Origin of the sequence: Paenibacillus sp. PAMC21692, from assembly GCF_014303795.1 — a bacterium.
Taxonomy (GTDB): Bacteria; Bacillota; Bacilli; order Paenibacillales; family Paenibacillaceae; genus Pristimantibacillus; species Pristimantibacillus agaridevorans.
Genome location: NZ_CP060293.1, coordinates 1560001 through 1571169, shown reverse-complemented (window position 1 = coordinate 1571169; position 11169 = coordinate 1560001). Strand labels below are relative to the sequence as shown.

Genomic DNA, 11169 nt, shown 5'->3' with positions numbered 1-11169 from the left:
GCTTTTCCGCTTTAGCGCGGCTATATTACGCTATCCTGAGCTTTTCCCGCTGCTAAATTTGGTTTTTGTTCCATGGACTAGAAACAATTACCTTATGTAGAACGTTATACAATTGGCTAGCTTCTTCATAGAGGGAACGCGGAACGGAGGACGAGTATGAAGGCAAATTCCAGGTTTAAGAAAGCTGGATATGTTCTGTTTATGGCATTCTTGTTGGCAGGTTGTACGGCTAACGGGAGCGAGGCAACGACGTTGAATACGCCGACACCCGAATCCGCGCTCCATACCGACACAGTCGTGGAAAGCGTATCTTCCGAGCCTTCTCGAACGGCCGAGATCGAACTTTCGGCTAGCTTGCTGATCGGCGAATCCGATATTGGCAAGATCTACGCAAGGGAGAACAAGCTGTTTGCGAAAAACAAAGAAGGAGTCTTGACGGAGATTGGCCGCCTCGATTCGGATAAGTTCAGCGCCGCACTCTCGGAGGACGGCGGCCGCATACTCTATAATCGTGTGGAGCATAAGGGAACTTCTACCCAAACTCCCTGCGAGCTAACGCTGTTAGACTTGCAATCGGGACAAGAGACTTCCCTCTCTCGCGATGATCAAGTGGAGCCTTGTCATTACTTTGGCTGGCTGGGCAATCATGTTTATGTGCAATGGAATGAATACCCTTCCCCATTTGCCGGAGATACCTCTTTCACCGTCTTCGATGGAAGGAACGGCGAGCAGCTCGAATCAGGCCGAATGTACCAATACCTGGAGGATGACCAAACAAGAATCGTATTATTGCACTCGAACATTTCCTTTGAAGACCGCGATGGGTTGGAAGTCAACATTCGCATTGCCGCATTGACCAAGGATGGCGCGTTACATCTATTATGGGAGCAGCCTGTATACGAAGAACAATTTCGAGATATCCAGCTCTCTAAAACACTAGGAGCGATGGCCATCTGGACTCATCATTTGCCCACCAATACCGCACGGCTTTGGATGGCCTCCGTGGATCTGAAGCACTGGAGTTCTGGAGAATGGACAGAGTTAGAGATTAAGCCGAGTTCCGAGGCCGGGAGAATTAGCTTTGAAGAAGAAGGATTTGTGGTGTTTAGCGATGGCCGGCGATTCCAACTCCCCTAATACTTACAGAATAGAGCGGCATGATGCCGGGTCCACATCCGCGACTCCATTATGCCGCTCGCTACTGCTGGAGGACCAGCAGCCTCTCCAGAGCCACAGCGACGCCATCGTCGTCGTTGCTTGCCGTCGTCTCGTTGGCGATGTCCTTGAGCTCTTGCACGGCGTTGCCCATCGCCACCGAATAACCCGCCATTCGAAACATATCGAAATCGTTGTGATCATCTCCGAATACGGCAATCTTCGATTCTTGAATTCCAAAGTGTCCGCATAACCGAAGGATACCCGATGTTTTAGAGACGGCAGGATTCATCATTTGGATCAGCGCACCTCCATCGGTCACCACGAACTGGGTTAACGGAGCGAACCTCTCTCGCAACACCTCGGCATCACGATACTCCGTCAACAATATTTTGGTCGCAGCCTGGCTCGCCAGAACCTCGTACGTTGCAAGCTCAGGGCGAAATCGCGGATGGTAGAACGCGCCGTCCGCTAAATCGCGATTCGCATACCACTTGTCGTTGACTTCTACGCTGAGATGAGCCGTGGGCAGATATTCTCCGCAATAACGAATAACCTCCGCCGTCACTTCGCTGGTCATAGGATAATGCTCGTCAATCCCCGCGGCCCTGTCGCGCACGATGGCGCCGTTATAACATACGATTGAAGCACGCTCCAACAGCTCGCTCGGCAGCAGCTCTGCTACAGAACGCGGCGGCCTGGCCGTCGCGATGATGACCCGCAAGCCTTTCTCCAACACTCGTAATACGGCCGCCCGATTGCGTGCCGACACTTCCTTGGCGCTGTTTAGCAGCGTTCCGTCCAGATCCAGCGCGATGGCCCGGAGCTCCATATCCAACTCTCCTTCGTAAGTTTGTGTATACAAAAAAACCTTCTGCATCGCAGAAGGCTGTCGGTTAAGATACTGGAGCGGGTGATGGGAATCGAACCCACGCTATTAGCTTGGAAGGCTAAAGTTCTACCATTGAACTACACCCGCATTATAAAAAGATGGTCGGGACGACACGATTTGAACATGCGACCCCCTGGTCCCAAACCAGGTGCTCTACCAAGCTGAGCTACGTCCCGTTTAAGTATGAAACATTGAAAAAAATGGCGCGGCCTAAGAGATTCGAACTCCTGACCTTTTGATTCGTAGTCAAACGCTCTATCCAGCTGAGCTAAGGCCGCAAGATTATGGAGCGGAAGACGGGAATCGAACCCGCGACCCTCGCCTTGGCAAGGCGATGCTCTACCGCTGAGCCACTTCCGCACGGTAATGTTTTCAAGCAATTAGCCATCAATTCGTCGTGGCGACAAGTAATAATATATCACTCAGCCAAATAAATTGCAACTTATTTTTCATGAAATCTCAAACTTTTTTTAAAGAGCCTATTTCTCACATGGGCATAGGTGGGTTCACGTGCTTGTCAAGCACCTGCAGCAAGTGGTTCCACTAAGCTGCCTTCCCCATAATAAATCCCCATTCTGCATAAGAATGGGGATCTCTCTGCCCTATATTCGGTCACTTCGACTAAGCCCCTGCTGCCGTCAAAGACGGTTTCCCTTCCTTGTCGGCCAAGCTGCTGCCCATCACCTTGTCGACGGTAGGCATGCCGGCCAACGCAAACGGCAGACACAGCGGCACCCCTGTTCTAGGGTCCGGAACGATATCTGCTTCAATGTTAAATACATCGCGCATGATGTCTGGCGTTATGACCTCGATCGGCGAGCCCTCGCCGCGTACAACGCCGCTTTTAATCGCAATCATATGATGCGCGTAACGAGCCGCATGATTCAAGTCATGGACGACCATTACGATCGTGCGATTATTGTGCTCATTCAGCTTCTGAAGCAGGTGAAGAACCTCCAACTGATGCGCCATATCGAGAAATGTAGTCGGTTCGTCCAGGAACAGTATATCCGTCTCCTGAGCAAGCGCCATCGCAATCCATGCGCGTTGTCTCTGACCACCGGAGAGTTGATCGACGGGGCGATCCGTAAATTCAAGCATGCCCGTCGCTTCAATCGCCCACTGCACGACGCTGCGGTCTTCTTTGCTCATGGAGCCGAAGCCCTTCTGATAAGGGAAACGACCATAAGAGACAAGCTCCGCAACGGTCAAGCCGTCGGGCGCCGTCGGATTCTGCGGCAAAATCGCAAGCTGCTTCGCCACATCCTTCGTGGATTGCTTATGAATCGACTTGCCGTCCAGAAGCACATTGCCATGCGACGGATTCATAATCCGCGCCATCGTCTTTAGAATGGTCGACTTGCCGGAGCCATTGGCTCCAACTAGAGCCGTCACCTTTCCTTGCGGAATGGAAATGTTCAAGTTCTGTACAATGAGACGTTCGTCATAAGAAATAGCCAGATCCGAAGTTGAAAGACGAAACATGGTGCTGCACGCTCCTCCCGCCGCGCTCCTGGCGCGACCGTAACATCTATATATTTAAGCAATAAACTGAAAACTATTATCAACGACATATTAATGATAATTGTTCTCAGGTGCAAAGTCAATGACAACTTTCAGCTTGAATGCATAGTTGCCAAATGAACGATGTTTCCGATTTGTACGATCGGGTAACATTTCGTATACTGATTGGTAAGGAGAGGATATCCATGATAACCAAACGATACACATTGGCGGAAGCCAATGCGTTGCTCCCCGAAGTGAAGCAGAACCTGGAGCAGTTGCAAGAGCTGTCGCACAAGCTGGAGGAGCACTATATCCACTACCGGAAGGTAAAGGCGGGACATACCGAGCTGTCGGGAGAGCTTTTGTTCGAGATGGAAGGACAGATGGACTTCATGCAATTCGAATTGCAGCTGTATATGCAAAACTTTGCAAGACGAGGCGTATTGATCAAAATGATCAATCCCGGCCTTATCGACTTCCCCGGCGTCATGGACGGCGAAGAGATCCTGTTATGCTGGCGGGAAGGCGAGGAGCGCATCACACAGTATCATGGCTGGCATGACGGATTTGCCGGCCGCAAGCTTCATCCCGATGCCTAGAGCTGGCGTAGGAGGCCGATCTGGGTTATATCCTCTCCATCATCCGGTACTGTGAGTATCGACAAGGGGAAGCAGGTCCGTACCTAGATGAAGCCAACAAGGATCGCAGCTAATTCTAGTATGAATAATAAGCAGCAAAAAGCCCTTCGTCTCCGAAGGGCCTTTTCATGTTATGGTGCGCGTAGAGGGACTTGAACCCCCACGGTCGCCCGCTAGATCCTAAGTCTAGTGCGTCTGCCAATTCCGCCATACGCGCAAAGGTGATGCTTAGATATTGAGCATATCATGTTCCCTATGCTGTTGACAAGTCCTGATTGCGCTTCATCGCTTTAATTCTCCTATGTCGTAAAAAGGACGAGGGCAGCAACTACGCCCTCGTCCTCGCTGAGATTTTTTAATCTTCGTCTTCTTCGTTATCTTCCGGTTCCTCCGCTGCATACAGGGACATAGACACCTTCAGAATCTGGTGGTTGTCCATCTCCAGGACGGTAAAGACATGTCGACCGTGTGTAATCGGAACAGGTTCTTCTTCGAGTGAGAACTGCTGGACCTGCAGCCAGCCTCCAATCGTATCAACGCCGAAATCCTCTTCGAATTTGACGCCGAATTGAGTCTCGATGTCCTCAAGCAGCACCAAGCCGTTCAGCACATACTCGTTCTCTGACTTTCTAACAATGTCGGGCTGCTCGTCGTTATCGAACTCGTCCCGAATCTCGCCCACAATCTCTTCGAGAATATCTTCCATCGTAATGATGCCGGCCGTGCCGCCGTACTCATCGATAACGAGAGCGATATGCACGCCTTTCTTCTGCATCTTAAGGAGGACATCCTGCAGTGGGGCAGTCTCGTGCACAGTTCCGATCTCATGAATCATCGACTGGATTGGAGTAGAACGTCCCAGCGCGATATCGGTTACCAATTCCTTGGCATTGAGGAATCCGATTACTTTATCCTTATCGCCTTCCTGAGTCACAGGGTAGCGTGTGTAGTTGTTCTCATCAATAATTGCAAGCACTTCTTCACGCGTCATACGCGCGTCAACCGACATAGCCTGCATACGCGGGACCATAACGTCCTTCGCTACGCGTTCGTCGAATGCAAAAATATTTTGCATATAAGAAAGTTCCGTCTGGTTGATCTCGCCGCTTTTGAAGCTTTGAGCCATAATAATCTTAAGTTCTTCCTCCGAATGGGCTTGTTCGTGACCCGCCGGCTGAACGCCAAACATTCTCAAGAATACTCGAGCCGAGCCGTTAAGGAGCCAGATGAGGGGGAACAAAATCTTGCCGAACAAAACAAGCGGGCCTGCCAGAAGAAGCGTCATACGCTCCGCGAATTGGATCGCCATTGTTTTAGGAGCCAGCTCTCCGAATACGACGTGCAAAAATGTCATCAGCGACAATGCAAGCGTGTAGGAAATCGGGGTGGCCCAAGCGTCGGATACGCCCCAATCGTGGAAGATCGGATGCAGAATTTTTTCGATTGTCGGCTCGCCGAGCGCACCAAGTCCGAGTGCAGTGACCGTAATACCCAGCTGACACGCCGACAAATAATAATCCAGATCCGTTACTAGCCGTTTGGCCGCCATTGCTTTCTTGTTGCCTTCCGCAATCAATTGATCAATCCGGGACATTCTGACCTTCACTACCGCGAATTCCGATCCGACGAAGAAAGCAGTCATTACGATAAGCAGCGCTACCAACAGCAAATTAATCAAGATGGATAAGTCCAATTAGTTCCCTCAAGTACGAGGGATTCACCTCCGTTTGTTTTTGAAATGGCTCTAGCCGAATACTACGTACAAGTCGTGCCCATGTTTCATATTATTTACAAAATACATAATTGCTATCATTCAAATTATAGCCTGTAAATGATTAACATCCTAAACTCGACTTGAATACATTACATAAGCTAGAGCCCTTGCCCAATTAAGTACCCGATTCGAAAACTAAAGAAACAGGAGTGAACGCATATGTCGTTTTTCCCTCCCTTTGGTCCGCCGCCCGGACCTCCATTTGGTCCTGGCCCTGGTCCAGGACCAGGGCCAACACCTGGAGGTCCCCATGCCGCACCATCCTCTCCTCCGCCGTCATTCGTGCCGCAGCAGCCTTCTGCGTCGCTGCTTGCCGTAGATCCTGGCGCCATTCGTCGCTGCGTGTTCCGCAATACGTATATTTGGATGCATAACGGCAATCAATTCTGGTTTTTCCCCGTCTTTGTTGGACCAAACTCGATTGCAGGATTCCGCTGGACAGGATTTTTCTGGATGTACACCGGCTTCGATCTGAGATCTATTCAGTCCTTCACTTGCTTCTAGTCGTTATGCAGCAAAAGGAAAGCTTAACTGCCGGATCGGCTAGAATTAAGCTTTCCTTTTTGTCAGGATTATCGTTTGATAATTTGTTTGTTCTTGCAGATGAGAAAAACCGTCAGAGCAGATCATCCTGACGGTCCCTTTTGTGCTAGCGCCAGAAAGAAACGACGTCACTCCTGTCTGTTCGTTCACCTTGCTCTCGGCTAAGAGGAAAAAACACCCTCTAATAACCCCGTCTCCTCCCTTGCTTGCTCTTTAGAGGGAAATCCCACCTCTAATTCTGGCCGAATCGTTATTTTCGGGTTTAATCACCCCGATTAATGGGAGGTTTTCCCTCTAAGCGGAGCCGATATTCCGATTTTTCCGGATTAGAGGGAGCTTTTCCCTCTATTTTCCGATGCGATGTACGAACGGCCCCTCGGTGAGCGATCGCGTTTAAAGGTAGAATTTTTTGCAAATAGAATTTTTTCTTCGAGTTCTCGAAAACTTATACATTCTATTGTGGTACGCAAAAAACCCTTCGTCTCAGAAGGGTTTTTTCATGGTATGGTGCGCGTAGAGGGACTTGAACCCCCACGGTCGCCCGCTAGATCCTAAGTCTAGTGCGTCTGCCAATTCCGCCATACGCGCAAGGATAAAGCTTGGGTAAAAAACTGGTGAGCCATGAAGGACTCGAACCTTCGACACCCTGATTAAAAGTCAGGTGCTCTACCAACTGAGCTAATGGCTCTTAATAAAATGGCTGGGGATCAAGGATTCGAACCTTGGAGTGACGGAGTCAAAGTCCGTTGCCTTACCGCTTGGCTAATCCCCAGCGTGGGCGGTATGGTGGAGGATGACGGGATCGAACCGCCGACCCTCTGCTTGTAAGGCAGATGCTCTCCCAGCTGAGCTAATCCTCCGTAAATGGTGACCCGTAGGGGATTCGAACCCCTGTTACCTCCGTGAAAGGGAGGTGTCTTAACCCCTTGACCAACGGGCCATGCGTAAATTGCACTGCTTGTCTGCTTACCAAGAAAGTAATGGAGCTCTCAACCGGGATCGAACCGGTGACCTCATCCTTACCATGGATGCACTCTACCTACTGAGCTATGAGAGCGTATGGCTCCCCGAACAGGACTCGAACCTGTGACAACTCGATTAACAGTCGAGTGCTCTACCAACTGAGCTATCAGGGAACATTAAACATGTGTTGAAATGTGTCCTTGAGCATAAGCGGCTAAGAGACAATTGCGGCTTCAATGTTTGCACATTGAAAACTGGATACGAAAGTGTGCTGAATCTTTAGCTTGCTTACCGGTTGTATGACCAAGTAAGCGATTAGGATAAGCCCTCGACCGATTAGTATTCGTCAGCTCCACACATTGCTGTGCTTCCACCCCGAACCTATCAACCTCGTCGTCTTCAAGGGGTCTTACATACTGGGAAATCTCATCTTGAGGGGGGCTTCACGCTTAGATGCTTTCAGCGCTTATCCCGTCCGTACTTGGCTACCCAGCGGTGCTCCTGGCGGAACAACTGGTACACCAGCGGTACGTCCATCCCGGTCCTCTCGTACTAAGGACAGCTCCTCTCAAATTTCCTACGCCCGCGACAGATAGGGACCGAACTGTCTCACGACGTTCTGAACCCAGCTCGCGTACCGCTTTAATGGGCGAACAGCCCAACCCTTGGGACCTACTTCAGCCCCAGGATGCGATGAGCCGACATCGAGGTGCCAAACCTCCCCGTCGATGTGGACTCTTGGGGGAGATAAGCCTGTTATCCCCAGGGTAGCTTTTATCCGTTGAGCGATGGCCCTTCCATTCGGTACCACCGGATCACTAAGCCCGACTTTCGTCCCTGCTCGACTTGTAGGTCTCGCAGTCAAGCTCCCTTATGCCTTTGCACTCTTCGAATGATTTCCAACCATTCTGAGGGAACCTTTGGGCGCCTCCGTTACATTTTAGGAGGCGACCGCCCCAGTCAAACTGCCCGCCTGACACGGTCCCCGTACCGGATTCACGGTACCAGGTTAGAACTCCGATACGATCAGGGTGGTATCCCAACGGCGCCTCCACCGAAGCTGGCGCTCCGGCTTCAAAGGCTCCCACCTATCCTGTACAGATCGTACCAAAGTCCAATATCAAGCTGCAGTAAAGCTCCATGGGGTCTTTCCGTCTTGTCGCGGGTAACCTGCATCTTCACAGGTATTAAAATTTCACCGGATCTCTCGTTGAGACAGCGCCCAATTCGTTACGCCATTCGTGCGGGTCAGAATTTACCTGACAAGGAATTTCGCTACCTTAGGACCGTTATAGTTACGGCCGCCGTTTACTGGGGCTTCGGTTCACAGCTTCGGGTTGCCCCTAACCGCTCCCCTTAACCTTCCAGCACCGGGCAGGCGTCAGCCCGTATACTTCGCCTTACGGCTTCGCACAGACCTGTGTTTTTGCTAAACAGTCGATTGGGCCTTTTCACTGCGGCCCCCTCGGGCTATTCACCCTACCGAGGCACCCCTTCTCCCGAAGTTACGGGGTCATTTTGCCGAGTTCCTTAACGAGAGTTCTTCCGCGCGCCTTAGCATGCTCTGCTCGCCTACCTGTGTCGGTTTGCGGTACGGGCACCATCACCTGGCTAGAGGCTTTTCTTGACAGCCGGAGTACATGACCTTCGCTACTGCAATTTTCGCTCCCCATCACAGCCCAGCCTAACGACTTGCGGATTTGCCTACAAGTCAGCCTCACTGCTTGGACGGACTATTCCATCAGTCCGCGTCACTGCCCTTCTGTGTCACCCCATTGCTCATAACGGCTTACGGTGGTACAGGAATTTCAACCTGTTGTCCTTCCACTACGCCTTTCGGCCTCGCGTTAGGTCCCGACTTACCCTGAGTGGACGAGCCTTCCTCAGGAACCCTTAGGCTTTCGGCGGACAAGATTCTCACTTGTCTTTTCGTTACTCATACCGGCATTCTCACTTGAATACAGTCCACCAGTCCTCACGGTCCAACTTCAATCCGTATTCAACGCTCCCCTACCCAATGCAGCAAGCTGCAATGTCATAGCTTCGGTGGTGTGTTTAGCCCCGTTACATTTTCGGCGCAGAGTCACTCGACCAGTGAGCTATTACGCACTCTTTAAATGGTGGCTGCTTCTAAGCCAACATCCTGGTTGTCTGTGCAACTCCACATCCTTTCCCACTTAACACACACTTGGGGACCTTAGCTGATGATCTGGGCTGTTTCCCTCTTGACAATGGATCTTAGCACTCACTGTCTGACTCCCGGTAAGCATGTCAATGGCATTCGGAGTTTGACTAGACTTGGTAACCCTTGGCGGGCCCCGCACCCAATCAGTGCTCTACCTCCACGACACTCATAACCGAGGCTAGCCCTAAAGCTATTTCGGGGAGAACCAGCTATCTCCGAGTTCGATTGGAATTTCTCCGCTACCCCCACCTCATCCCCGCACTTTTCAACGTGCGTGGGTTCGGGCCTCCAGTGCGTGTTACCGCACCTTCACCCTGGACAGGGGTAGATCACACGGTTTCGGGTCTACGACCACGTACTCAAATCGCCCTATTCAGACTCGCTTTCGCTGCGGCTCCGGCTTTCCACCTTAACCTTGCACGTAATCGTAACTCGCCGGTTCATTCTACAAAAGGCACGCCATCACCCATTGATCGGGCTCTGACTTCTTGTAAGCGCACGGTTTCAGGTTCTTTTTCACTCCGCTCCCGCGGTGCTTTTCACCTTTCCCTCACGGTACTGCTTCACTATCGGTCACCAGGGAGTATTTAGCCTTGGCAGATGGTCCTGCCGGATTCCGACGGGGTTTCACGTGTCCCGCCGTACTCAGGATACACCTCGGAGAGAATGGACTTTTGGTTACAGGGCTTTTACCTGCTATGGCGGGCCTTTCCAGACCTCTTCGCCTAATCCATTCCTTTGTAACTCCATGTGAGATGTCCTACAACCCCAAGGAGCAAGCTCCTTGGTTTGGGCTAATCCGCGTTCGCTCGCCGCTACTGACGGAATCACTTTTGTTTTCTCTTCCTCGGGGTACTTAGATGTTTCAGTTCCCCCGGTATGCCTCTACCCAACCTATGTATTCAGTTGAGAGTAACTGGACATTACTCCAGCTGGGTTTCCCCATTCGGAAATCCCCGGATCAAAGCCTGCTTACGGCTCCCCGAGGCGGTATCGTTGTTCGCCACGTCCTTCTTCGGCTCCTGGTGCCTAGGCATCCTCCGTGCGCTCTTACTAGCTTAACCTAGTATTTGCTGCGATCGCTTCTCCGAATTACTCCGGAAAATACGGTCGCTTTTAATCCAGCTAAAGGATGTTTCAGCAGAAGATTTTCATCTTCTTTTACTTTCGTTATCCAGTTTTCAAGGTGCAAATTCGCACATACTCCCTAAGGGGATGTGCTTGGTGGAGCCAAGCGGGATCGAACCGCTGACCTCCTGCTTGCAAGGCAGGCGCTCTCCCAGCTGAGCTATGGCCCCGTAATGGGATCAACACTTCAGTGATGATAATGGTGGGCCTTAGTGGACTCGAACCACCGACCTCACCCTTATCAGGGGTGCGCTCTAACCAGCTGAGCTAAAGGCCCTTGGGTATGATTACGCTTGTGAAAGAGGATTAGTCTTTCAAAACTGACAACGAGCGAGCAACTTCCTGCCTGAGAGTTACTGTTATGGAAGCTTTGCTTCCTATCCAG

Annotated in this window: 6 protein-coding genes, 14 tRNA genes and 1 rRNA gene; 3 read left to right on the top strand and 18 right to left on the bottom strand. The window is 51.1% G+C overall.

Annotated elements, in window-relative coordinates; all coding sequences use genetic code 11:
• Nucleotides 1–156 precede the first annotated feature (156 nt).
• The gene (locus H7F31_RS06410; RefSeq protein ID WP_187103446.1) at nucleotides 157–1137 is read left to right on the top strand and encodes a hypothetical protein; all 981 of its coding nucleotides are present in this window, start codon (nucleotides 157–159) and stop codon (nucleotides 1135–1137) included.
• A 61-nt stretch (nucleotides 1138–1198) separates the two neighbouring features.
• Here the strand turns inward: H7F31_RS06410 and H7F31_RS06405 are convergent, their stop codons facing one another.
• From H7F31_RS06405 to H7F31_RS06380, 6 genes are all read right to left on the bottom strand, one after another.
• On the bottom strand, nucleotides 1199–1987 hold the full coding sequence (locus H7F31_RS06405) for an HAD family hydrolase (protein ID WP_187103445.1): 789 nt from the start codon (nucleotides 1985–1987) through the stop codon (nucleotides 1199–1201).
• A 73-nt stretch (nucleotides 1988–2060) separates the two neighbouring features.
• Nucleotides 2061–2134, bottom strand: a tRNA-Gly gene (locus H7F31_RS06400).
• Nucleotides 2135–2146: 12 nt separating this feature from the next.
• Nucleotides 2147–2223: transfer RNA gene (locus H7F31_RS06395), tRNA-Pro, on the bottom strand.
• Nucleotides 2224–2248: 25 nt separating this feature from the next.
• Nucleotides 2249–2325 (bottom strand) — tRNA-Arg (locus H7F31_RS06390).
• Between the two features lie 7 nt (nucleotides 2326–2332).
• Nucleotides 2333–2407, bottom strand: a tRNA-Gly gene (locus tag H7F31_RS06385).
• 261 nt (nucleotides 2408–2668) lie between these two features.
• Nucleotides 2669–3532 carry an ABC transporter ATP-binding protein gene (locus tag H7F31_RS06380; protein ID WP_187103444.1) on the bottom strand — a complete coding sequence of 288 codons (864 nt, stop codon included), beginning with the start codon at nucleotides 3530–3532 and terminating at the stop codon, nucleotides 2669–2671.
• Between the two features lie 224 nt (nucleotides 3533–3756).
• On the opposite strand from H7F31_RS06380, the gene H7F31_RS06375 reads away from it, so the two are divergent.
• Nucleotides 3757–4152 (top strand): DUF2203 domain-containing protein, encoded by a 396-nt coding sequence (locus H7F31_RS06375; RefSeq protein WP_187103443.1) that lies wholly within the window; start codon nucleotides 3757–3759, stop codon nucleotides 4150–4152.
• A gap of 173 nt (nucleotides 4153–4325) precedes the next feature.
• Here the strand turns inward: H7F31_RS06375 and H7F31_RS06370 are convergent.
• Together H7F31_RS06370 and H7F31_RS06365 are read right to left on the bottom strand one after the other, a co-directional pair.
• A tRNA-Leu gene (locus tag H7F31_RS06370) sits at nucleotides 4326–4408 on the bottom strand.
• A gap of 138 nt (nucleotides 4409–4546) precedes the next feature.
• On the bottom strand, nucleotides 4547–5884 hold the full coding sequence (locus tag H7F31_RS06365; protein WP_187103442.1) for a hemolysin family protein: 1338 nt from the start codon (nucleotides 5882–5884) through the stop codon (nucleotides 4547–4549).
• Between the two features lie 240 nt (nucleotides 5885–6124).
• Between H7F31_RS06365 and H7F31_RS06360 the strand changes: the two genes are divergently transcribed.
• Nucleotides 6125–6469, top strand: coding sequence for a hypothetical protein (locus H7F31_RS06360; protein ID WP_187103441.1), 345 nt, complete (start codon nucleotides 6125–6127; stop codon nucleotides 6467–6469).
• A 544-nt stretch (nucleotides 6470–7013) separates the two neighbouring features.
• Here the strand turns inward: H7F31_RS06360 and H7F31_RS06355 are convergent.
• The 10 genes from H7F31_RS06355 to H7F31_RS06310 form a co-directional block, all read right to left on the bottom strand.
• Nucleotides 7014–7096, bottom strand: a tRNA-Leu gene (locus H7F31_RS06355).
• A gap of 24 nt (nucleotides 7097–7120) precedes the next feature.
• Nucleotides 7121–7196, bottom strand: a tRNA-Lys gene (locus tag H7F31_RS06350).
• Between the two features lie 9 nt (nucleotides 7197–7205).
• Nucleotides 7206–7280: transfer RNA gene (locus H7F31_RS06345), tRNA-Gln, on the bottom strand.
• A gap of 12 nt (nucleotides 7281–7292) precedes the next feature.
• Nucleotides 7293–7368 (bottom strand) — tRNA-Val (locus H7F31_RS06340).
• 5 nt (nucleotides 7369–7373) lie between these two features.
• A tRNA-Glu gene (locus H7F31_RS06335) sits at nucleotides 7374–7448 on the bottom strand.
• Between the two features lie 41 nt (nucleotides 7449–7489).
• Nucleotides 7490–7565 (bottom strand) — tRNA-Thr (locus tag H7F31_RS06330).
• A gap of 3 nt (nucleotides 7566–7568) precedes the next feature.
• Nucleotides 7569–7644 (bottom strand) — tRNA-Asn (locus H7F31_RS06325).
• Between the two features lie 143 nt (nucleotides 7645–7787).
• Nucleotides 7788–10720: ribosomal RNA gene (locus tag H7F31_RS06320) — 23S ribosomal RNA — on the bottom strand.
• 158 nt (nucleotides 10721–10878) lie between these two features.
• A tRNA-Ala gene (locus tag H7F31_RS06315) sits at nucleotides 10879–10954 on the bottom strand.
• 30 nt (nucleotides 10955–10984) lie between these two features.
• Nucleotides 10985–11061, bottom strand: a tRNA-Ile gene (locus H7F31_RS06310).
• Nucleotides 11062–11169 lie beyond the last annotated feature (108 nt).